This is a genomic window from Pseudomonas sp. FG1 (assembly GCF_034313875.1).
GTDB classification, from domain to species: domain Bacteria; phylum Pseudomonadota; class Gammaproteobacteria; order Pseudomonadales; family Pseudomonadaceae; genus Aquipseudomonas; species Aquipseudomonas veronii.
The window spans coordinates 2,331,034-2,353,785 of the sequence record NZ_JAVIWP010000001.1; the positions used below are offsets into that span (position 1 = coordinate 2,331,034).

Consider the following 22,752-nt stretch of genomic DNA (forward strand, 5'->3'; position numbering starts at 1 on the left):
TTAAGACAGATTCCCAGTGTAGAGCCCTGGAAAAAAGTCGAGGGAAGTTCGGGTAAGCGGGTCAGCTGTCTTTGCCGTCGCGCTCATCGATGCGTCAAATTAACGCAGGCGAGCGCTGCGATACAGAGTGTAACAAGATAATGACTGTTGCCCAAATCGCAACAGTCAGAGATTTAGCGCATGCCAATGTGGGAGGGGGCAAGCCCCCTCCCACATTGGTCTGAAGTGTTCTCAAGCGTTAGACGGGCAGGGTAATACCGAAGGTGTTGCCGCCCGCGTCACTGCGCACGAACACATCGCCGCCATGCATCAGCGCAATCGCCTTGACGATGGCCAGCCCCAGCCCGTGGTTGGCGCCGCTGTTGCTGCGCGATGCGTCCACTCGATAGAAGCGTTCGAACAGCCGAGGCAGGTGCTCGCTGGCAATCGCGTCGCCGGGGTTGGTCACGGCGATCGCCACCTGATGCTCCCGCACGTCGATGTTCACCGCGATGACCTGCCCTGGCGCGGTGTGCTGCACGGCGTTGCTCAGCAGGTTGATCAGTGCGCGGCGCAGGTGGGCTCTTTCGATCTGCACCTGGGCGTCGCCGTGGACGTGCACCTGGACCTGGGCGTCTTCGAGGATGAAGTCCAGGTAGTCGAGGGTGGTCGCCACTTCGTCGGCCAGGGAGCTTTCGATCAGCTTGGTGGCCTTGCTGCCCTGGTCGGCGCTGGCGAGGAACAGCATGTCGTTGATGATCGAACGCAGGCGCTCCAGTTCTTCTAGGTTCGATTGCAGCACCTCGAAATAATGTTCGGCCGAGCGCCCGCGTGTCAGGGCCACCTGGGTCTGGCCGATCAGGTTGGTCAGGGGCGAGCGCAGTTCATGGGCGACGTCGGCATTGAACGATTCCAGGCGCGAGTAGGCCTGTTCGACGCGGTCCAGGGTGGCGTTGAACGAGTTGACGAACTGACGCAACTCCGGCGGCAGCGGCGACAGTTGCAGGCGCCCGGAGAGTTTCGGCGGTGCGAGTTTCTGCGCTTCGTCCGAGAGTTTACTCAGCGGCTTGAGGCCGATGCGCGAGACCCAGAACCCCAGCAGCGCCGCCAGCACCACGCCGATAAACGCCAGGCTGATCAGCGCCACCAGCAAGTGGTGCTGGGTGGCGCGGAAGTTTTCGGTGTCGATGGCGATCATGAAGCGCAACGGCGGGCGCTGGTCCTGGGCGGGGAACTGGCTCACCAGCACCTTGAACGGGTCGGCGTGATCGACCAGGCGCAAGTCGCGCTTGCCGGTCGGGCCGGCGGCGAAGGCGCGGATCTGCGCGTCCGGGTTGCCATATTCGTAGTTCGGGTCGCTGCTCACCACCCAGAAACGGATGCGCTTGTCTTCCTCGGCCAACAACTTGAGTTTGGCCTTGATCTTGGTCCAATGCTCCGGCGTGCCGAAGCGCTTCACCGAGGACTCCAACACGCTGTAGCGCGCATCCAGTTCGGCCTCGGGTAACAGGCCCAAGCCACGGTCCACCTGCTGATAGAGCGCGCCGCCGATCAACAGGAAGATCAGCAGCGCCACCAGGGTGAACATGCCGCTCAAGCGCAGCGCGATGGAGTTAGTTGACACCGCGGTTCTCCAGCACATAACCCATGCCACGGATGGTGTGCAGCAGCTTCTGTTCGAACGGCCCGTCGAGCTTGGCGCGCAGGCGTTTGATCGCGACTTCGACCACGTTGGCGTCGCTGTCGAAGTTGATGTCCCAGACCATCTCCGCGATGGCGGTCTTGGACAGGATCTCACCCTGGCGCCGCGCCAATACGCTGAGCAGCGAGAACTCCTTGGCGGTCAGGTCCAGGCGCACGCCGTTGCGACTGGCCTTGCGGCTGATCAGGTCGATCCACAGGTCGGCGACCGTCACCTGCACCGGTTCGTGCCCGCCACTGCGGCGGGTCAGGGCTTGCAGGCGCGCCACCAGCTCCAGGAACGAAAACGGCTTGCCCAGGTAATCGTCGGCGCCTTCACGCAGGCCGCGAATGCGGTCTTCCACGCGCTCGCGGGCGGTGAGCATGATCACCGGCGTTTGCTTGCGCGCGCGCAGGGCACGCAACACGCCGAAGCCGTCGAGACCGGGCAGCATCACGTCGAGCACGATCACTGCGTAATCGTTTTCCAGCGCCAGGTGCAAACCCTCGATGCCTTCACGCGCCACGTCGACGGTGTAGCCTTGCTCCGTCAGGCCGCGATGCAGGTAGTCCGCGGTTTTTTCTTCATCTTCAACGATCAGTACGCGCATGACCCCGCCTTAATGTGTGGTCGCCAACGCGGGCGTTGGTGTGGGCCGGTGGAAAAACCGCTCAAGGTACAAGTATATGATCGGCGTGGTGAACAGCGTCAGCGCCTGGCTCACCAGCAAGCCGCCGACCACCGCGATCCCCAGCGGTTGGCGCAACTCGGCACCGGGGCCTGCGCCGAGCATCAGCGGCACGGCGCCGAGCAGGGCGGCGAGGGTGGTCATGATGATCGGCCGGAACCGCGTGACGCAGGCTTCGTAGATCGCTTCCTCCGGCGGCAGGCCTCTGACCCGCTGCGCTTCGAGGGCGAAGTCGATCATCAGGATGCCGTTCTTCTTCACGATGCCGATCAACAACACCAGGCCGATCAGGGCCATGATCGAAAAGTCCTGGCCCAGCAGCCACAGCATGATCAACGCGCCCAAGCCGGCCGAGGGCAGGGTGGAAATGATCGTCAGCGGGTGGACGAAACTTTCGTACAACACGCCGAGAATGATGTACACCGCCACCAGCGCCGCGAGGATCAGCCACGGCTGGCTGGCCAGTGAACTCTGGAACGCCTGGGCCGCGCCCTGGAAGTTGCCGAGGATGGTGGCCGGCATGCCGATTTCGTTCTTGGCCTGGTTGAGCATGATCACCGCATCCCCCAACGCCACGCCGGGCGCCAGGTTGAACGACAGGTTGGCCGCCGGGAACATGCCGTCATGGCTGATGGACAGCGGGCCCACGCTGGGCGGGTCGACCTTGGCCAGGGCCGACAACGGCACCATCTCGTTGGTCAGTGGCGAGCGCAGGTAGAAGTAATTGAGGCTTTCGGCTTTGCCGCGTTGCTGGGTGTCGAGTTCCAGCACCACTTGGTATTGGTTGATTTCGGTCTGGAACTCGTTGATCTGGCGCTGGCCGAACGCGTCATATAGCGCCTGGTCGACATCGGTGGCGGTCAGGCCGAAGCGCGCGGCGGCCTGACGGTCGATGCTGATGTGGGTGATGCTGCCGCCCAGTTGCAGGTCGTTGGACAGGTCGCGAAACGCCGGGTTGGCGCGCAGTTTTTCGGTGAGGCGCTGGGTCCAGGTATTCAATGTCGCGCCGTCGTTGCTCTTGAGCACATACTGGTACTGGGCGCGGCTGGGGCCGGAGCTGAGGTTGATGTCCTGGCCGGCGCGCAGGTACAGCACGATGCCCGGCACCTTCGCCAGTTTCGAGCGGATGCGGTCGATGAACTGGCTGGCGGACACGTCGCGATCGCCGCGGTCTTTCAAGGCGATCCAGAAACGGCCGTTGGCGATGGTCTGGTTGCTGCCGGTGACGCCCACCGAATGGGAAAACGTTGCCACCGCCGGGTCAGCCTTGATGATCTCGGCCAGGGCCTTGTGCTTGGCGACCATGTCCGGGAACGACACATCGGCCGCCGCTTCGCTGGTGCCGAGCACGAAGCCGGTGTCCTGCACCGGGAAAAAGCCCTTGGGGATGAACACGTAGCCGACCACCGCCAGCGCCAGCGTGACCACGAAGATCGCCAGCATGCTGCGTTGATGGACCAGGGCGCGGCGCAAGTTGCGCGCATAGCCGGCCAGCAGGCGTTCGCTGAAACCGGGCTTGGCGTGGGCCGGATGGGTCGGGGCGCGCATGAACAGCGCCGCGAGGGTCGGCGCCAGGGTCAGCGAAACCACCACCGAAATCAGGATGGTCGAGGTCGCCGTCAGTGCGAATTCCTTGAACAGGCGCCCGACCACGCCGCCCATGAACAGCAGCGGAATGAACGCCGCCACCAGCGAGAAGCTGATGGACACCACGGTAAAGCCAATCTCGCCGGCGCCCTTGATCGCCGCTTCGCGCTTGCCCAGCCCGGCTTCGAGATGGCGGTGAATGTTCTCCACCACCACGATCGCATCGTCCACCACAAAGCCCACGGCGATGACGATCGCCACCAGGGTCAGGTTGTTCAGGCTGAAGCCCATCAGGTACATCAGGGCGAAGCTGGCGATCAGCGACACCCCGAGCACGCTCGACACAATCAACGTCGCCGACAGCTGGCGCAGGAACAACGCCATCACCGCCACCACCAGCAGCACGGCGATCAGCAGGGTCACTTCCACTTCATGCAGGGAGGCGCGGATGGTCTTGGTGCGGTCGCTCAACACATTGACCTGCACCGATGCCGGCAGCATGGCCTGCAGGCGCGGCAGTTGCGCTTGAATGCGGTCGACGGTCTCGACGATGTTCGCGCCGGGCTGGCGCGAGATCACCAGGTTGACCCCCGGGGTGTCGCCGGACCAGGCCTGTACGTAGGCGTTTTCCGAGCCGTTGATGACTTTAGCGATATCGCGCAGTTGAACCGGCGCGCCATTCTTGTAGGACACGATCAGTTGGGCGTAGTCCCCGGGTTGAAACAGCTGGTCGTTGGTCGACAGCGTCGACACGCTGTTCTCCCCGTAGATCGCGCCTTTGGCCAGGTTCAGGCTCGACTGCTGGATCGCCACGCGGATGTCGGCCAGGGTCAGGCCGATGGCCGCGAGCTTATCGGGCGAAGCCTGCACGCGAATCGCCGGACGTTGCTGGCCGGTGATGTTGATCTGGCCGACGCCGTCGATCTGGCTGATCTGCCGTGCCAGCAGGGTTTCCACGTAATCACTCAGCTCGGTGCTGGGCATGCTGTCGGAACTGACGCTGAGGATCAGCACCGGGCTGTCTGCCGGGTTGACCTTCTTCCAGGTCGGCAGGGTCGGCATATCCCTGGGTAGCTTGCCGGACGCGGTGTTGATCGCCGCCTGGACTTCCTGGGCGGCGGTGTCGATGCTCTTGTTCAGGGTGAATTGCAGGGTCAAGAGGCTGGAGCCCAAGGCGCTGCTGGAGGTCATCTGGGTCATGCCGGGGATGGCGCTGAATTGCACCTCCAGCGGCGTGGCCACCGAAGAAGCCATGGTGTCCGGGCTGGCGCCGGGCAGTTGCGCGCTGACCTGGATCGTCGGAAATTCCGCTTCCGGCAGCGGGGCGATGGCCAGTTGCGGGAAGGCAATCAGCCCGAGCAACACCAGGGCGAAGGTCAGCAGCAGGGTCGCGACCGGGTGGTCGACGCACCACGCCGACGGCGAGCGGCTGGCGTTCATGGTTGCACCTTGGCGTCGACGGTCTGGATCACTTGCGGCGGTTCTTTGAGCACGTCGACCCGAGCGCCGGCCTTGAGCCGCGACTGGCCATCGCTGACCAGCACATCACCGGCCTGTACACCTTTGATGAGCGTCACGTCGCTGTTCTGATAGGTGATCTGCACCGGCACCAGCTCCACCTTGTCGCCGTTGACCCGGTACACAAAGTGCGCGTCCAGGCCGCGTTGCACCACGGTCGGCGGCACCACCAGGGCGTTTTTGTCGAGGCCGGTCTGGATCTTGATGGTCACCAGTTGCCCCGGCCACAGGCGCTGCGTGGCGTTGTTGAACTCGGCCTTGGCGCTCAGGGTGCCGGTGGTGGAACTGATCTGGTTGTCGATCAGGCTCAGGTGGCCTTCACCGAGCAGGTCGCCGGTCTGGCCGTCGGTGTCGGCGCCCAGGTAGGCGTCGACGCTGGCTGGGATAGGGGCCGCGATCAGGCTTTGCAGAGTGGGCAGCATCTGTTGCGGCAGGGAAAATTCGACGGCAATCGGGTCGATCTGCGTCACCGAGAACAGTCCCTGGGCATCGCTCGTGCGCAGGAAGTTGCCTTCATCCACCGTGCGAATCCCTACGCGGCCGCTGACCGGCGAGCGAATCTGAGTGTAGGAAAGCTGCACCTTTGCCGCATCAATCGCCGCCTGATTGCCCTGGACGGTGGCATTGAGTTGGTTGACCAACGCCTGTTGCTGGTCATAGGTCTGCTTGGACACGCCGTCGTCGACACTCAATGCCTTGTAGCGCTTGAGGTTGATCAGCGCGACTTGCAACTGCGCCTGGTTTTCCGCCAACAGCGCCTTGGCCTGCTCGAGGCTGGCGCGGATCGAGCGGTCATCGATGGTCGCCAACAGGTCCCCGGCCTTGACCTGCTGGCCTTCCTTGACCAGCAATCGGGTGAGGATGCCGTCGACCTGTGGGCGGATCACCACGCTGTGCAACGACAGCACCGTCCCAATGCCGCTGACGAAACGCGGGATGTCCTGTTGCGCCACGCTCACCACCCGTACCGGGATCGCTGTCGGCGCCGCCAGTTTGGGTTTGGCCGGCTGCGTCAGGGCCCAGGCTGCAATCGCCAGCACCACGAGGACTCCGACGATCAGCGCGGTTTTTCGTTGAATTTGCATGGAAGTGAGGTGCCAGGGCAGAGGAACGGAAGAGTGAGGTGTCTTTATAGCCCGTCAACCCGGTCAGCAAGGTGACTGCTAACTGACAGCGCTGTCAGTAAACGCCGACCATTCGTACAGGCGGTGGTTAAAGATCCTGAGGGCGCAGGTATACTGCGCGCCAGTGTGGCCCGCAAGCTGGCCCCGCATCAATTTTTGCCTGCTCCGGAGCTTCCATGACTTCCCCGACACATCCCCCTGTTGAAGCGGCCGACCTCGTCGATCCGGCCAGCGCTGAAAGCGTTGAAAAAACCGAGATCCCGGCGTTCAAGTTTCCGTTCAAGCCGGGTGAACTGGCCGGGGCCAAGAATGCCGCCCAGCCGTGGTACAAGAACGGCGCCAAGAACGGGCATACCAAGTCCCCAGGCATGGCGCCGCCGGGCACCCGTCGTTCGATGGGTAAACGCTGAGAATAATAAGTCGCACGCTGTGTCGACTATTGCCTACAACGTCTGCTGAAATTTCTGATTGTAGGGCCACGACCGTTTCTTGAAAGCTTGCACAGCCTCCGTGCCGCCCCGGCGTTTTCCGTCGGTGCGGGAGGGTGAGGTTGGACTTTCCGGAAAAGGATGTTTCCTGTGGCTCTGATACACATTTGTGTCGTGCTCGCGTTGTTGCTGGCGGCCGATAGCGTTGCCGCCGGTGAGTCGCCACGGCGCGAAATCCGTTTCGCCGTCGCTGCGCAATTCGCGCCTTTCCAGAGCCGTAACCCGCAAGGCCGGTTGGTCGGCCTGAACATCGACCTGGGTAACGCCCTGTGCGTGCAGTTGAATGTGCGTTGCACCTGGGTCGATCAGGTGCTGGTGGAAAACTTCCCGGCCCTGGAGGCCCGGCAGTTCGACGCAATCATGGGCATGGCGCCCACGTCGACGCGTCGGCGCTGGGTCAACTTCACCGATGAGCTGTATCCGTTCACCACGCGCCTGGTCGCCCGCAGAACATCCGGCCTGCTGCCGACCGTGCGGTCGCTCAAGGGCAAGCGTGTCGGGGTGTTGCTGGGCAGTAATCGCGAAGCCTTCGCCCGAGCGCAGTGGGCGCCCAAGGGCGTTATCGTCAAGAGCTTCTGGCTCAATGACGAACTGGCTCGCAGCCTGGTGGCGGGGGATATCGATGCGACCCTGCAAGGCACCGTGGAAATCCGTGAGGCGCTGCTCGATACCGTCGATGGCCAGGACTTTGACTTCCTCGGCCCCGCCATTTCGGCCGAACTCCTGGGCAGCGGCGTGGCGATCGCGGTGCGCAAGCCCGATACCGCCTTGCGCAATGCCCTCAACTGCGCCCTTGAACAACTGATGCAAAGCGGCGAATACCAGCGGATCATTCAGCCCTACCGCCTGGATGCCGTTTCCGTCGCGCCCAACGACTAGGCGGCGCGCAGCGGGATAAACGCATAGTTGGCCGGCACCTCGGTGGCAAGCTGTGCCCCCGCGTCCAGCAACTGTTCGGCGATGTCCATCGCGGACACATGAAACACCCACTCATTCGCCACGCCGGGCTGGCTCGCCGCCAGCTCGATCGCCTGGGTAAAGGCATCCATCTGCGGCAGGTACGCCGTAAAGCCATCGTCCTTGAGCGCCGTGGTGCGAATCCCCAACAGGGCACACACGGCCTCTTTGGTCTGCACATCGTCGCGGTCGGCCTGGCGCGAGCGGCGGATCAGTTCAGCCAGTTCCGCGTCCATCAACTCGCCGCCGGCAATCAATACCGGGCCCTGTTCCCACGACTCCGGCGGGCATTCCTTGGCGGCAGGGTTCAACGGAATGTGCGGGTTGATCTCCATCGGATAGATGCGGCAGACCAACGGTCGGCGTTCATAGATGCGGCACAGGTTGTCTTCGTCAAGATTCCGGCAGCGTCCGGGGTTGTAGGCGGCAAAAGTGATGGCCACGAATGCCTGGGTCGTGCCGCTGGGCACCATCGCCGAACGGCGTTCGGCATGTTCGCGTTGCTGCAACGGCAGGCCCAGGCCGTTGCCGAGAAAACCTTCCACCAGAACGATCACGCTGCCGCCGTCAGCCGCCCACTGGCGGGCTTCTGCGAGGGTCAGGGGGACATGGTGGTCGGTGCAGCATTTGCCACAACCGACGCAGGAAAAATGAGTGTTCATGGCAGATCTGTCACCAGGCTAGGTCAGAGGGCTCGCGCGAACGGTGACGGGTTTTCACCTCTTTTCAACGTTCGGGAGCACTGAAAGCAAGTTGTGCGCCAGTGCCCGTCAGTCTTCGCTGACCACATCGCGCAGCACGAACACCATGCCCGCGCTTTCATAGAGTTTCCGGGCGCGTCGGTTGCTTTCCAGGACCTTGAGGTCCACGTAGGGTTCGCCGCGCTGCTTGAACACCTGGAAGGCGTGCAGCAACAAGGCGCGGCCCAGCCCCTGGCCCTGGGCGCAGGGGTGTACAGACAGGTTCTTGATGAAGGCGCTGGTCCAGCACTGGGCCACGCCGAGGATGCCCTCGGCATTGCTCGCCACCAGGCACAGCGTGGGGTCGAACTCGGCATCGGTCACGAACTGCCGCTGCCAGGTTTGCAGGTCGGCGACGTGGCCGCCGCCTTGCGCCTGGGTCATGCGCAACACCGCGTGAATCGCCGGGGCCCATGCGTCGCGGTAGTGATCCAACTGCGTACCGGCCGGCCACTGCGGCGCGGGCAGGTCGCGGGTGAGGTCGCGGCGTAGCAGTTGGAAATACTCGGCCACCGCTTACAGGCCCTTTTGCGCCACGGTCTGGGCGGCCACCACCAGGCATTTGGTCAGTTCGGGCGAGGAGAATTTGGTCAGCACCGCGTCGGCCCCGGCCACGCGCGCTTTTTCGCTGTTCATCGCGCTGTCCAGGGAGGTGTGCAACAGCACGTAAAGGTCCTGGAAGTCCGGGGTTTCGCGCAGGGTGCGGGTGAGGGCGTAACCGTCCATTTCGGACATTTCGATGTCCGACACCACCACATTGATCTGCTCGACGGTGCCCTGCAGTTCCAGCAGCACGTCGATGGCTTCCTTGGCGCTGCGCGCGGTGTGGCAGGTCAGGCCGAGGTTGCGCAGGGTGTGTACTGATTGTTGCAGGGCGACCTGGCTGTCATCCACCACCAGGATTCGCGCGTTGCCCAGCACTTCGGCCTCTTCCATGGTCAAGTCGGTCGGCGCCATTTCAATCGGTGCCGGGGCGATGCCGTGGATGACTTTTTCGATGTCCAGCACCTGCACCAGCCCGCCTTCCACCTGGGTGACCCCGGTGATAAACGAGCGATTACCGCCGGCGCCGAAGGGCGGCGGGCGGATATCGGTGGTCAGGCAATGCACGATCTTGCTCACCGCCTGCACATGCAGGCCCTGCTTGGAGCGGCTGACATCGGTGACGATCAGGCAGCCGCCGTCCGGGTCTTCCAACGGCATTTCGCCGAGGGCGCGGCTCAGGTCGATCACCGACAGCGAGGTGCCGCGCAGCATGGCGATACCTTTGACGTGCGGATGGGACTCCGGCAGCTTGGTCAGCGGCGGGCACGGAATGATTTCGCTGACTTTCAGCAGGTTAATGGCCATCAACTTGCCGCTGCGCAAGGTAAAGAGCAGAAGCGAGAGTGAGTCTGCGCGGGCTTTAGACGTGGACATAAAAACCTTCTGTGGATCAGGGTTGATCATCTATGGAGGGTTATCGACTTCATCGGCCCAGGCTTTAGGGGAATGGGCCGATGAAGTTGACTTATCTCAGCCCTTCCATACCTGCGGGTTGACCAGATCCTGCGGGCGGTGGCCGAGCAGGGCGCTGCGCAGGTTGTCGAGGGCGCGGTTGGCCATGGCTGTGCGGGTTTCATGGGTCGCCGAGCCGATGTGCGGCAGGGTCACCGCATTGCTCAGTTGGAACAGTGGCGACTCGGCCAGCGGTTCCTTTTCATACACGTCCAGCCCCGCCCCGCGAATACGCTGGGTTTGCAGGGCTTCGATCAGCGCCGGTTCGTCGACCACCGGCCCGCGGGAAATATTGATCAGGATCGCGCTGGATTTCATCAGTCCCAGCTCGCGATGACTGATCAGGTGCCGGGTCTTTTCGCTCAACGGCACCACCAGGCAGACGAAGTCCGCTTCGGCGAGTAACTGATCCAGGCTGCAGAACTGTGCGCCCAGTTCCTGCTCCAGTGCGGGCTTGCGGCTGTTGCCGCTGTACACAATCGGCATATTGAAGCCCAGGCGCCCGCGCCGAGCCACGGCGGCGCCGATATTGCCCATGCCGACGATGCCCAGTGTCTTGCCATGCACGTCGCAGCCGAACAACGACGCGCCCACGCTGGCTTTCCACTCGCCGGCCTTGGTCCAAGCGTCCAGCTCGGCCACCCGGCGTGCGCTGCTCATCAGCAGGGCGAAGGCGAGGTCGGCGGTGCTTTCGGTGAGGACGTCGGGGGTGTTGGTGAGCATGACCCCGCGTTCGTTGAGGTAGGCCACGTCATAGTTGTCATAGCCCACCGAGATGCTGGACACCACTTCCAGCCGGCTCGCGCCTTCGAGTTGCGCGCGGCCCAGCTTGCGCCCCACGCCGATCAGGCCGTGGGCATGGGGCAGGGCTTCATTGAACTGTGCATTGATGTCGCCCAGCTTGGGGTTGGGGGCGATCACCTCGAAATCCTGTTGCAGGCGTTCGATCATTTCCGGGGTGATACGGCTGAAGGCGAGGACAGTCTTTTTCATTGCAGGCGGGCTCATCGACTACGGAAGAATGCCAAGCAAGCTAACATTCCTGCCGGTAATTGTCAGGACACCGTTGAACCTCTGTGGGAGGGGGCTTGCCCCCGATAGCAGTGTGTCAGCCAATACATGCATGACTTCACTACCGCTATCGGGGGCAAGCCCCCTCCCACATTTTTGACCGAGTCCAGCTTCCAGGCTCAGGTTGGTTATAAGGCCGCTCCCAAGAGCAAGAGCCAAATGAGTTCTATCTGATCCATGGAGATCCAAATGTGGGGGGGCTTGCCCCCGATAGCAGTGTGTCAGCCAATACATGCATGACTTCACTACCGCTATCGGGGGCAAGCCCCTCCTACATTTTTGACCGAGTCCAGCTTCCAGGCTCAGGTTGGTTATAAGGCCGCTCCTAAGAGCAAGAGCCAAATGAGTTCTATCTGATCCATGGCGATCCAAATGTGGGAGGGGGCTTGCCCCCGATAGCAGTGTGTCAGCCAATACATGCATGACTTCATTACCGCTATCGGGGGCAAGCCCCTCCTACATTTTTGACCGAGTCCAGCTTCCAGGCTCAGGTTGGTTATAAGGCCGCTCCCAAGAGCAAGAGCCAAATGAGTTCTATCTGATCCATGGAGATCCAAATGTGGGAGGGGGCTTGCCCCCGATAGCAGTGTGTCAGCCAATACATGCATGACTTCATTACCGCTATCGGGAGCAAGCCCCCTCCTACAGTTTTGACCGAGTCCAGCTTCCAGGCTCAGGTTGGTTATAAGGCCGCTCCTAAGAGCAAGAGCCAAATGGGTTCTATCTGATCCATGGAGATCCAAATGTGGGAGGGGCTTGCCCCCGATAGCAGTGTGTCAGCCAATACATGCATGACTTCACTGCCGCTATCGGGGGCAAGCCCCCTCCTACATTTTTGACCGAGTCCAGCTTCCAGGCTCAGGTTGGTTATAAGGCTGCTCCTAAGAGCAAGAGCCAAATGAGTTCTATCTGATCCATGGAGATCCAAATGTGGGAGGGGCTTGCCCCCGATAGCAGTGTGTCAGCCAATACATGCATGACTTCATTACCGCTATCGGGGGCAAGCCCCCTCCTACATTTTTGACCGAGTCCAGCTTCCAGGCTCAGGTTGGTTATAAGGCCGCTCCTAAGAGCAAGAGCCAAATGAGTTCTATCTGATCCATGGAGATCCAAATGTGGGAGGGGCTTGCCCCCGATAGCAGTGTGTCAGCCAATACATGCATGACTTCATTACCGCTATCGGGAGCAAGCCCCTCCCACATTGGATCGCTATCGTCTGGCAGAAATCAGTTCGCCATCCGCACGCCGCCCAGGCTGCCGCTCAACTCATACGCGACCAATTCCGCCTGGTGCGCCGCGAGAATTTCCGGCAGCGAACCGCGCAGGTATTCCACCCAGGTCTTGATCTTCGCATCCAGGTACTGGCGCGATGGGTAAATGGCGTACAGGTTCAGTTCCTGTGAGCGATAGTTGGGCATCACCCGCACCAGCGTGCCGTTGCGCAGGCCTTCGATGGCGGCGTACACCGGCAACAGGCCGACGCCCATGCCGCTGGTGATGGCGGTTTTCATCGCATCGGCCGAGTTCACCAGGAACGGCGATGTGTTGATCGCGACACTTTCCTGGCCGTCAGGGCCGTTGAAGCTCCATTTATCCAGCAGGACCACCGGGCTGACCAGGCGCAGGCAGGCGTGGTTGAGCAGATCGTGGGGCCGTTGCGCGCAGCCTTTGGCCTTGACGTAGTCCGGCGAGGCGCAGGCGATGCTGTAGGTGATGCCCAGGCGCTGGGACACGAAGCCCGAGTCCGGCAGTTCGCTGGCCAGCACGATGGACACGTCGTAGCCTTCATCGAGCAAGTCCGGCACGCGGTTGGCCAGGGTCAGGTCGAAGGTCACGTCCGGGTGAGTGCGGCGGTAGCGGGCAATGGCGTCGATGACGAAATGCTGGCCGATACCGGTCATGGTATGCACTTTCAACTGGCCGGCGGGGCGCGCGTGGGCGTCGCTGGCTTCGGCCTCGGCTTCTTCGACGTAGGCCAGGATTTGCTCGCAGCGTAATAAATAGCGTTTACCCGCCTCCGTGAGTGCAATGCGGCGGGTAGTGCGGTTGAGCAAGCGGGTTTGCAGATGAGCCTCCAGGTTGGAGACCGCGCGCGAAATGTTGGCGGTGGTTGTGTCCAGCTGTGCGGCGGCGGCGGTGAAGCTGCCGGCTTCGGCCACAGAACTGAAGGCGCGCATGTTTTGCAAAGTGTCCATGGGGTGTTCTCAAGGGAGATGACAAATTGTGACAGAAAGTTACGCCGACCAGTGATCCCTACGAAGGGATTATCGCCTGAACGGTAATAAAGATTCACAGGAATACCAGCTTATCGTCATTCCCCTCGCGTCCTAGAATTACACCACCTACCCTGCATCACCCACCTCAGGAATTCGCAGCAGTGCCGCGTCGCATCAGCAGAGAGCTGAAGACTCTCAGTGTTTGGGCCTTATCGTTAGCAATCAGCGGCTGCATCGGAACCGGAGGAATCGCCCCCCAAGACCAGGCCCTCAACGCCAATACCCTGGCCACCGACGAGGCGATCCAGAGCGCCGCCCGGGACGCCCGCTGGCCCACCGCGCAATGGTGGCAGGCCTATGGCGATCCCCAGCTCAACCGCTGGGTCGAACTCGCGACCCACGACAGCCCGAGCCTGGCCATGGCTGCCGCGCGTGTGCGTGAAGCGCGGGCCATGGCCGGGATTGTCGAGTCGGCCGAGTCGCTGCAGATCAACAGCGACACCACCCTCAAGCGCCACAACTGGCCGAACGACCAGTTCTACGGCCCGGGTGCATTGAGCGGTTCCAACACCTGGGACAACAATACGTCCCTGGGCTTCAGCTATGCCCTCGACCTGTGGGGCCGCGAAAGCAACGCCACCGAGCGTGCCGTCGACCTGGCGCACATGAGCGTGGCCGAAGCACGCCAGGCCCAGCTCGAACTGCAGAACAACGTAGTGCGCGTCTATATCCAGCTGTCGTTGCATTACGCCAACCGCGACATCGTCGCGGCCACGCTGGCCCAGCAACAGCAGATTCTCGATCTGGCGAATAAACGCCTGAACGCGGGCATTGGCACGCATTTCGATGTGAGCCAGGCCGAAACCCCGTTGCCCGAGACCCATCGCCAACTCGATGCCCTGGACGAAGAGATCGCCCTGAGCCGCAACCAGTTGGCGGCGTTGGCGGGTAAAGGCCCGGGCGAGGGCGCGCGACTGCAACGTCCGACCTTGTCCCTCGGCGCGCCGCTGAAATTGCCGTCCAGCCTGCCCGCGCAATTGCTCGGCCAGCGCCCGGACGTGGTCGCCAGCCGTTGGCAGGTGGCAGCGCAGGCGCGTGGCATCGATGTCGCGCACGCCGGCTTCTACCCCAACGTCGATCTGGTCGGCAGCCTCGGCTACATGGCCACCGGCGGCGGCATGCTGGGTTTTCTGGCCGGCAAGAAATTCAACTACAACGTCGGTCCGGCCATCACCCTGCCGATCTTCGACGGCGGCCGCCTGCGTTCGCAGTTGGGTGAAGCCAGCGCCGGCTATGACATCGCCGTGGCGCATTACAACCAGACCCTGGTCAACGCGCTCAAGGGCATCAGCGACCAGTTGATCCGCCGCGAATCCATGGACAAGCAAAAGGGCTTCGCCGCAGAGTCGGTGGCCTCGGCGCAGAAAACCTACGACATCGCGATGATCGCCTACCAGCGCGGCCTTACCGATTACCTCAATGTGCTGAACGCCCAGACCCTGTTGTTCCGCCAGCAGCAAGTCGAGCAGCAGGTGCAGGCCGCGCGTCTGACGGCCCACGCCGATCTGGTGACCGCCCTGGGCGGCGGGCTGGGCGCCGGCAACGATGTTCCGCAAGACACCAAGACTGTCCCGAGCAAGACCCCGGCGGCGCTCGCCGTGTTCGATCACTGAGTAGGATTTGATGACTCCCTTGCCTGCACCGCTGCGCTGGCTGTATTCCCTTGAGTGGCGCCGTGGCTTTTTCGACTGGGCACGCAGTGACGGCGTGACCTGGGTGTACATCTTCAAGGTGCTGATCGCTGCGTTCGCCACGCTGTGGCTGGCCATGCGCCTGGAACTGCCGCAACCGCGCACCGCGATGATCACCGTGTTTATCGTGATGCAACCCCAGAGCGGCCAGGTGTTCGCCAAGAGCTTCTATCGCTTCCTCGGCACCTTGGCCGGGTCGGCGGTGATGGTGTTCCTGATCGCCTTGTTTGCGCAGAACACCGAGCTGTTCCTCGGCTCGCTGGCGATCTGGGTGGGGATCTGCACCGCTGGCGCCACGCGCAACCGCAACTTTCGCGCCTATGGCTTCGTGCTCGCCGGTTACACCGCTGCGATGGTCGGCCTGCCGTCCCTGGCCCACCCGGACGGGGCGTTCATGGCGGCCGTGTGGCGGGTGCTGGAAATTTCCCTGGGGATTCTGGTCTCCACGCTGGTCAGTGCGGCGATTCTGCCGCAGACCTCCAGTGCGGCGATGCGCAACGCGCTGTACCAGCGCTTTGGCGTATTCGCGCTGTTCGTCACCGACGGCCTGCGTGGGCGCAGCCAGCGCGAAACCTTCGAAAGCACCAACGTGCGCTTTATCGCCGAAGCCGTGGGCCTGGAAGGTCTGCGCAGCATCACCGTGTTCGAAGACCCGCACATGCGTCGGCGCAACGGCCGGCTCAGTCGCCTCAACAGCGAATTCATGAGCATCACCACGCGCTTCAACGCCTTGCACCAGTTGCTCGAACGCCTGCGTGCCGATGCCGCGGACCACGTTGTCGCCGAAATCAAACCGGGCTTGCAGGACTTGGCCGAGGTGCTCGACGGGTTCTCCGGCCGCGCCCTCACCAGCCCCGACGCGGCGCGGCTGGTCAACCAGTTGAGCGTCTACAAGGACGGCTTGCCCGCCAAGGTCCGCAGCCTGCGAGCGATCTTCCAGCAAGGCAACCCGAGCGAAGACGAGCAGTTGGACTTTCATACCGCCTACGAGCTGCTCTACCGCTTCGTCGACGACCTGCACAACTACGCACAGACCCACGCCTCCCTGGCCGATCACACCCATGCGCGGGAACAGTGGGACGAAACCTTCATCCCCAAAACCAACTGGCTGGCCTGCGTGGCCTCGGGGGTGCGGGCGTCGTTCATCCTGATCGTGCTCGGCAGCTACTGGGTGGCGACCGCCTGGCCGAGCGGCGCGACCATGACCATGATCGCCGCCGCCACCGTCGGCCTGTCCGCCGCCACGCCGAACCCCAAACGCATGGCGTTCCAGATGGCGTGCGGCACCCTGATCGGGGCGCTGGTGGGCTTCGTCGAAATGTTTTTCGTGTTTCCCTGGATCGACGGCTTCCCGCTGCTGTGCGTGATGCTCGCGCCGGTGATCATCCTCGGTGCCTTCCTCGCTTCACGCCCGCAATACGCCGGGGTCGGCGTGGGCCTGCTGATCTTTTTCAGCACCGGTTCGGTGCCGGACAACCTCACGGTCTACAACCCCTACAACTTTATCAACGACTACATCGCGATGATCATCGGCATGCTGGTGTGCGCGGCGGCAGGGGCGATCATCCTGCCGCCCAACAGCCGCTGGCTGTGGCGCCGCCTGGAACAGGACCTGCGCGAGCAAGTGGTGTACGCGATCAGCGGCAAGCTCAAGGGCCTGGCGTCGAGTTTCGAAAGCCGCACCCGCGACCTGCTGCACCAGGCCTACGGCCTCGCTGTCGGCCAGCCGCAAGTACAACGCAACCTGTTGCGCTGGATGTTCGTGGTGCTTGAAGTCGGCCATGCGATCATCGAGTTGCGCAAGGAACAGGCGATCCTGCCGATCCACCCGGCCTACGCCGAATCCCAGCCCTGGCGCCAGGCGATCCGCGTGATGGGCCGCTCACTGGTGCGCCTGTTCCTGCAACCCAGCGCCAGCAACCTGGAGCGCGGGCTGATTGCCGTCGACCATGCGATCAGCCGCGTGCAGGCGACCGACGAACCCTTCGCGCCGCACTTCGATACCTCGGCCCTGCGTCGGGTGAAAAGCTACCTGCACTTCATCCGCACTTCGCTGCTGGACCCGCAATCGCCGCTGGCGGCCTACAAGCCCCAAGGCGCGCTTATGTTGAAAGGAGCTGGGCATGCCTCGTGAAATCGCGTTCCACGGCATTTACATGCCGACCGTGACCCTGATGTTTTTGATCGCGGCGGGGTTGGCCTGGGCGCTGGACCGCTTCCTGGGGGGGTTCGATCTGTACCGTTTTTTCTGGCACCCGGCGTTGCTGCGCCTGAGCCTGTTCGTTTGCCTGTTCGGCGCCCTGGCGCTGACCGTCTACCGTTGAGAATGCCCCGATGAAAAAGTTTTTCAGCCTGCTCGCGACCTTGCTGGTTCTGGCTCTGGCGATCTGGATTGGCCGCACGCTGTGGGTGCATTACATGGAAACCCCCTGGACCCGCGATGGCCGCGTGCGCGCCGACATCATCAATGTCGCCGCCGACGTCACCGGCGAAGTGGTCAACGTGCCGGTGCGTGACAACCAGTTGGTGAAAAAGGGCGACCTGCTGATGCAGATCGACCCCGAACACTACCGCCTCGCCGTCAAACAGGCGCAAGCCCTTGTCGCTTCGCGCAAAGCTACCTGGGAAATGCGCAAGGACAACGCCCACCGCCGCGCCGACCTCGACGCGCTGGTGATCTCCAGGGAAAACCGCGACGACGCCGGCAACGTCGCCGACTCGGCCCTCGCCGACTACCAGCACGCCCAGGCACAACTGGAAGCCGCCGAACTGAACTTGAAACGCACGCAAGTGGTGGCGGCCGTCGACGGCTACGTCACCAACCTCAACGTGCATCGCGGTGACTACGCGCGCATCGGCGAAGCCAAGATGGCCGTGGTCGATATGAACTCGTTCTGGGTCTATGGCTTCTTCGAAGAAACCAAACTGCCCCACGTCAAGGTCGGCGATAAGGCCGATATGCAGTTGATGAGCGGCGAAACCCTCAAGGGCCATGTGGAAAGCATTTCCCGCGGCATCTACGACCGCGACAACCCCGAGAGCCGCGAGCTGATCGCCGACGTGAACCCGACCTTCAACTGGGTGCGCTTGGCCCAGCGCGTGCCGGTGCGGATTCATATCGATGAAGTGCCCGAAGGCGTGTTGTTGGCGGCGGGGATTACCTGCACGGTGATTGTCGACTCTATCCAGCACTGAACCTCTGTCGGGCTGGGCGGGTCGTGACGATTAGCTACGGCCCAAACCGCACCAGCATGCGCTGCCCCACCCGCAGAGACGGCGGCGCCGGCTGATCGAACGCCAATATGCATTCAACGGTACGCATATTGGCCCTGACCAGGGCGTCGTCTTCCAGGGTGCTGTTGCCCAGTACCGCACTGATCCGCACCACATGGGCGGTCAGTGCCACTGAACCATCGGCGCTGTCATCGGTGACTTCGGCCTTCATCCCGGGGCGCACCGCGCCGGTGAATGACTCGTTGAGCTCGGCCCTTACGATACGCACCTGGTTCGGCAACAAAACGAAAGCCGGCCCGGACTGTGCAGACACTGCGGCACCGGGTTGAATCAGGCGACGAACCACCTCGGCGTCGACCGGCGCACGCAGGCTGCGTTGCGCCAGTTCGTAGCGTGCCGCCGTCAGCTTTCTCGCGGCGACTTCGGCGTCCGTCTGAGTCTTTTCAATCTCGTCGCGCAAGCGCTCGGCGGCCTCGTGGGCCCCATCGGCACTCTGGCTGTCGCCGGCGCCTGCCTTGGCGGCGGCGGTCAGGCGGCTGGCCTGCTGCTCGGCGAACTTGAGCTGCCTTGCCAACTGTTTGGCTTGGATCTGCACCTGGCGTTGCTCGGTCAGTGCGGCGGCGACGGCCAGTTGCGCCAGTTCACTGTCCAGGGTGGCGAGCAGTTGGCCTTTCTTGACCTGCTCGCCTTCCGTCACCTTGATCTCGGCGACCACGCCGTTGCGACTCGCGCCGAGCTTGAGCAAACCGCCTTCCACATCGATACGGCCGCGCGCGACGGCCAGGTAGGTTGGCGCCGTTGACGTCGGCGTGGAAGGCGCATCTTCACGGGAGCAGGCGCTCAGCAATACAAGTGCGGTACTCAGAAGCAGCCAAGAGCGAAGCGGGCGCGCGTTCATACAGAGTGTTCCTGGGTTCCGACCATAGCGGCCGGTTGGAAGGGAAGGGATTGATCGTTCAAAATGCGGCCGTCTTCTATGGTCAGCACGCGGTCGCAATTACTGATCAGGCGCGGATCGTGGCTGACGCACAGCACCGTGGTGCCACGCGTGCGGGCGATGCGGTGCAAAATATCGATCACGATCTGGCCGTTGGCCGCATCGAGGGCGCTGGTCGGTTCGTCGGCGAACAACAACTCGGGGGCCTTCGCCACGGCGCGTGCAATCGCTACGCGCTGCTTTTCGCCGCCGGACAATTCGGCCGGGCGCAGTTGCATGCGCGAGCCCAGCCCGACGTCCTCCAGCGCCTCGATGGCGCGCGCTCGGACTTCCGTGCTCGGCAGCCCCAGGTAGCTCAAGGGCAGCTCGACCTGTTGCTGCGCAGTCAACGCCGGAAACAGGTTGAACCCCTGGAATACGAAGCCGGTGTGGCGTAGGCGAAAATACTCCAGGGCCCGCGTGTCGAGGCTTGAAAGGTTGTGCCCCAGGGCCGATGCGCTGCCGCGGTCGGGTTGCTGCAGGCCGCTGAGGATCGCCAGTAGCGTGCTTTTGCCACAGCCGGACGGGCCTGAGATCAGGGTCAGTTCGCCGGGCCGTATCGCCAAGGTAATGTCATGCAGCACTGGGGTTACGACCCGCCCCGAGGTGAACGATTTACTGATACTGCTGGCTTGCAGCGTGAAGGGTGTGGCGGATGTCAGGAGACTCATGGCAGTGCTATCTCAGAAGGCTGGCCGGGTCGGCGTGGCGTAAGGTGCGGATGGCCGCCAGGCCCGACACGAGTGCCAGGAGCATGCTCAGGCACAGGCAGGCGAGGGCCGCGACGGGCGAAAGCTGCACCGGCACGTTGTAGTGCGCCGCCAGGGCGAAGAACAGGCCGGCGAGCACCGAACTGCCCAGCAGCCCCAGTGCCCCGACCCAGAAAGCCTGCTCCATGACCACTTTGCGCAGGGCATTCACGCCGACGCCAAGGGCGTTCAAGGTGGCGTACTCGCGGATGGAACCGACGACCGCGGCGACCAGCGTCTGGCTGGTGATGACCGCGCCCACCAGGAACACAATCGCGGCCAGAAACAGCACGCCGGCACCGGCACCGGTATCGAACATCCAATACATCTGCGAGCGCTGGGCGAACTGTTGTGCGGTCCATACCGAGTAGTTGCCGAATGCAGGGCCGTTGCTCAGGCGCGCGGCAACCGCACCGGCCTGAGCGGGATCGCGCACTTTGGCCACCAGGTAGGTGATGCGGTCCGCTGCGGTGGTGGTGTCGAGCTGCCGGGCGGTGGCCAGCGACGCCAGCACATTGACCCCGCCCAGCGCGCGCAGGCCGCTGGTGACGCCCACCACGCGCACACGTTGCCCGTTGATGGTCGCGGCGTCCCCCAGGTTCACGCCCAGGGTGCTCAGATCGGCGCGGTCGACGATCACCGCACCGGGCTCGGCCAGGCGGGCGCGCAGTGCCGTCGGCAGGGCGCGCGCAAACATCAGGCCGTCTGGCCCGACGTCGATGCCGCTGACAAACACCGACACGCCACCGGAATCTTGCGCACCGCGCCAATCGGCGTCGACCCAGCGAAACGACTCGACACGCAGGACATCGGCGTCCATGCGCAGGCGCATTTCCACGCCGGCATCGATCGGTCTCCCGAGGTTGACGCTTTGCGTGCCGGGGTAACCGACCCAGAGGTCCGCCGTAGAGCCGGTGATATAGACGCTGGCACTGCCGAAAATACCCAGCACCAGCGCGGCCTGGAGCAACTGCAGCAGCCCCGCGAAGCCTACGGCAATCATCGCGGGCAGGAAGCGCCGCCATTCGTGGATCAGTGTCAGACGGGCAAGCGCCACCATCAGTCAGCATCCTTCACTGTCGGGTTCGGTAACGGTGCGCCGCCCAGGGCTTTATAAAGCGCGATGTAGGCGATGTCCCGTTCGGTGCTGGCGCTGTCGGCCTGTCGCATGGCTTGCAGTGCCTGCACGTGGGCGCTCGTCAGCTCCAGTGGGCTCATGAGCCCCAGGCGCTCGCGTTGTTGCAAGGCCTCCAGGCGCGTCTGCGTCGCCTTATGGGCCTGGCGCGAGGCGTGCTCGCGCAGGCGCGTTTGTTCGAGGTCGCCCAGGGCGATTTCGGCTTCGGCAACGCCTTGCAACACCGCCTGGCGATAAGTCAGAACCGCTGCCTGCAACAGGTGGTCTTTCGCGCGGGCGGTGGCGATACGTTGGCCCCAGTCGAACAACGGGATGCTGATCCCCGGCCCGGCCGAGAAAATACTGTTGCCGCTGGGCGTGCGCTTGCGGTTGCTGGCAATGTTCAGCGACCACTGCAACGAAGCGCCCAGGCTGAGATGCGGGTAGATATCGGCGCGGCTCATCCCCAACTCCCCGGCGGCCACAAGAACCTCGGCCTCGGCGCTGGCAATTTCCGGGCGTGTGCGCAGCAGGTCCGCCGGCACGTTGTTGAGTTGCCACTGGCCGAGCGTGGGCTGCGGTCCGGGCTGCAGCCAGCGCGGGTCGGGCTCCGGCCGACCCGACAACAGCGCCAACTGCTGGGCATGGCGGTGGATCCGTTGTTGCGGCCCGCTCAGTTGCATCTCGGCTCGCGCCAGTTCAGCCTCGGCGCCCGCCACGTCAGCGTGCGGCGCCAGGGCAAGTTGCTCGCGCACACGCAGCAGCGCCAGTTTTTCCTGCTGAGCGTCACGAATGGCCGTCAGCGCGCGTTCGGCATGTTGCGCCGAACGCAGCTCAACCCAATGCCGGGTGACTTCGGCGACCAGCGACACCTGGACGCTGCGCAAGTCGGCGGCCACCAGCGCCTGGTTGCCCTCGGCGATGCGATCCGCGCTCTGCCTGGCGCCGAACAATGGCAGTTCCCACTGTGCATCGAAGCCGATCAGGAAGTACGAACTGCTGGTGTCGGGGCTTATCGCGTCGTGGGTCTTGATCCCGAGCGAGGGCAGATAGGGCGCTTGCGAATGTTGGCTCAGCACACGCGCAGCCCGCAGGCGCTCGACTGCGGCGGCGACGTCGAGGTTGTTGTGCAATGCCTGATCCACCAGGGTATCGAGTTCAGGATCATTGAAGGCGTGCCACCACCGGTTGAGGTCGGGCTTGGCCGGCGCCAGTGGGGACGGTGCATTGCGCCATGCCTCTGGCGCGGGCGGTTTCAACGCGGGCAGAGGTGCGACCGAACAGCCTGTCACCGCAGTTAACCCCAGTGACAGTGTGAGCAGCGTCCGACAGGCGCGCGATTTGTTTAAAGGCTTGATAGGGGTCACCCAAGAGGTACCGGA

At 63.3% G+C, this 22,752-nt stretch carries 18 protein-coding genes and 1 pseudogene; 6 read left to right on the plus strand and 13 right to left on the minus strand.

Annotated elements, in window-relative coordinates:
• Positions 1-238 precede the first annotated feature (238 nt).
• Genes RGV59_RS10770 through RGV59_RS10785 form a run of 4 tightly spaced genes read right to left on the minus strand, consistent with a single transcriptional unit; the run spans position 239 to position 6,538 of the window.
• Positions 239-1,603, minus strand: a complete 1,365-nt coding sequence (locus RGV59_RS10770) for a heavy metal sensor histidine kinase (protein ID WP_102617120.1) — start codon at positions 1,601-1,603, stop codon at positions 239-241.
• Positions 1,593-2,270: a heavy metal response regulator transcription factor gene (locus RGV59_RS10775; protein WP_104903891.1), complete on the minus strand. Its 678-nt coding sequence runs from the start codon at positions 2,268-2,270 to the stop codon at positions 1,593-1,595. Before RGV59_RS10775 ends, RGV59_RS10770 begins: the two co-directional genes overlap by 11 nt.
• 9 nt (positions 2,271-2,279) lie before the next feature.
• Positions 2,280-5,375, minus strand: a complete 3,096-nt coding sequence (locus tag RGV59_RS10780) for a multidrug efflux RND transporter permease subunit (RefSeq protein WP_017845917.1) — start codon at positions 5,373-5,375, stop codon at positions 2,280-2,282.
• Positions 5,372-6,538 (minus strand): efflux RND transporter periplasmic adaptor subunit, encoded by a 1,167-nt coding sequence (locus RGV59_RS10785; RefSeq protein WP_126586158.1) that lies wholly within the window; start codon positions 6,536-6,538, stop codon positions 5,372-5,374. Before RGV59_RS10785 ends, RGV59_RS10780 begins: the two co-directional genes overlap by 4 nt.
• 215 nt (positions 6,539-6,753) lie before the next feature.
• Between RGV59_RS10785 and RGV59_RS10790 the strand changes: the two genes are divergently transcribed.
• Entirely contained in the window at positions 6,754-6,987 is a 234-nt protein-coding gene (locus RGV59_RS10790; protein ID WP_017845915.1) for a hypothetical protein, read from the plus strand.
• 168 nt (positions 6,988-7,155) lie between these two features.
• Positions 7,156-7,944, plus strand: a complete 789-nt coding sequence (locus RGV59_RS10795) for a transporter substrate-binding domain-containing protein (RefSeq protein WP_126586160.1) — start codon at positions 7,156-7,158, stop codon at positions 7,942-7,944.
• On the opposite strand, the gene RGV59_RS10800 is transcribed toward RGV59_RS10795, so the two are convergent.
• The 5 genes from RGV59_RS10800 to RGV59_RS10820 all read right to left on the minus strand — a co-directional run bounded on the left by RGV59_RS10800 (position 7,941) and on the right by RGV59_RS10820 (position 13,525).
• Complete coding sequence (locus tag RGV59_RS10800; RefSeq protein ID WP_126586162.1) at positions 7,941-8,684, minus strand: YkgJ family cysteine cluster protein; 744 nt, start codon at positions 8,682-8,684, stop codon at positions 7,941-7,943. The two genes, RGV59_RS10795 and RGV59_RS10800, sit on opposite strands and share 4 nt — an antisense overlap.
• Before the next feature lie 108 nt (positions 8,685-8,792).
• Positions 8,793-9,275 carry a GNAT family N-acetyltransferase gene (locus RGV59_RS10805; protein WP_079442883.1) on the minus strand — a complete coding sequence of 161 codons (483 nt, stop codon included), beginning with the start codon at positions 9,273-9,275 and terminating at the stop codon, positions 8,793-8,795.
• 3 nt (positions 9,276-9,278) lie between these two features.
• Positions 9,279-10,181 carry a chemotaxis protein gene (locus RGV59_RS10810; protein ID WP_017845911.1) on the minus strand — a complete coding sequence of 301 codons (903 nt, stop codon included), beginning with the start codon at positions 10,179-10,181 and terminating at the stop codon, positions 9,279-9,281.
• A 96-nt stretch (positions 10,182-10,277) separates the two neighbouring features.
• Positions 10,278-11,252, minus strand: a complete 975-nt coding sequence (locus RGV59_RS10815) for a 2-hydroxyacid dehydrogenase (protein WP_046384642.1) — start codon at positions 11,250-11,252, stop codon at positions 10,278-10,280.
• A gap of 1,304 nt (positions 11,253-12,556) precedes the next feature.
• A complete protein-coding gene (locus tag RGV59_RS10820) occupies positions 12,557-13,525 on the minus strand; it encodes a LysR family transcriptional regulator (RefSeq protein WP_017845908.1) in 969 nt (322 codons plus the stop codon).
• Between the two features lie 182 nt (positions 13,526-13,707).
• Here RGV59_RS10820 and RGV59_RS10825 point away from each other — a divergent pair, with 182 nt between their 5' ends.
• From RGV59_RS10825 to RGV59_RS10840, 4 genes are read left to right on the plus strand one after another with little or no spacing between them, the layout of a single operon-like run.
• On the plus strand, positions 13,708-15,219 hold the full coding sequence (locus RGV59_RS10825) for an efflux transporter outer membrane subunit (protein ID WP_017845907.1): 1,512 nt from the start codon (positions 13,708-13,710) through the stop codon (positions 15,217-15,219).
• Positions 15,220-15,229: 10 nt separating this feature from the next.
• Entirely contained in the window at positions 15,230-17,431 is a 2,202-nt protein-coding gene (locus RGV59_RS10830; protein ID WP_126586164.1) for an FUSC family protein, read from the plus strand.
• Positions 17,421-17,621 carry a DUF1656 domain-containing protein gene (locus RGV59_RS10835; protein ID WP_017845905.1) on the plus strand — a complete coding sequence of 67 codons (201 nt, stop codon included), beginning with the start codon at positions 17,421-17,423 and terminating at the stop codon, positions 17,619-17,621. The genes RGV59_RS10830 and RGV59_RS10835 overlap by 11 nt, the downstream gene beginning before the upstream one ends.
• A 10-nt stretch (positions 17,622-17,631) precedes the next feature.
• Complete coding sequence (locus tag RGV59_RS10840; protein WP_046484565.1) at positions 17,632-18,492, plus strand: HlyD family secretion protein; 861 nt, start codon at positions 17,632-17,634, stop codon at positions 18,490-18,492.
• A gap of 34 nt (positions 18,493-18,526) precedes the next feature.
• On the opposite strand, the gene RGV59_RS10845 is transcribed toward RGV59_RS10840, so the two are convergent.
• From RGV59_RS10845 to RGV59_RS10860, 4 genes and pseudogenes are all read right to left on the minus strand, one after another.
• Entirely contained in the window at positions 18,527-19,429 is a 903-nt protein-coding gene (locus RGV59_RS10845) for an HlyD family secretion protein (protein ID WP_126586166.1), read from the minus strand.
• A pseudogene (locus tag RGV59_RS10850) lies at positions 19,426-20,076 on the minus strand (ABC transporter ATP-binding protein); the annotation flags it as partial. The pseudogene RGV59_RS10850 and the gene RGV59_RS10845, both read right to left, overlap by 4 nt.
• Before the next feature lie 109 nt (positions 20,077-20,185).
• A complete protein-coding gene (locus tag RGV59_RS10855; RefSeq protein ID WP_126586170.1) occupies positions 20,186-21,316 on the minus strand; it encodes an ABC transporter permease in 1,131 nt (376 codons plus the stop codon).
• On the minus strand, positions 21,316-22,662 hold the full coding sequence (locus RGV59_RS10860; protein WP_256823249.1) for an efflux transporter outer membrane subunit: 1,347 nt from the start codon (positions 22,660-22,662) through the stop codon (positions 21,316-21,318). The genes RGV59_RS10855 and RGV59_RS10860 overlap by 1 nt, the downstream gene beginning before the upstream one ends.
• Positions 22,663-22,752: the final 90 nt, after the last annotated feature.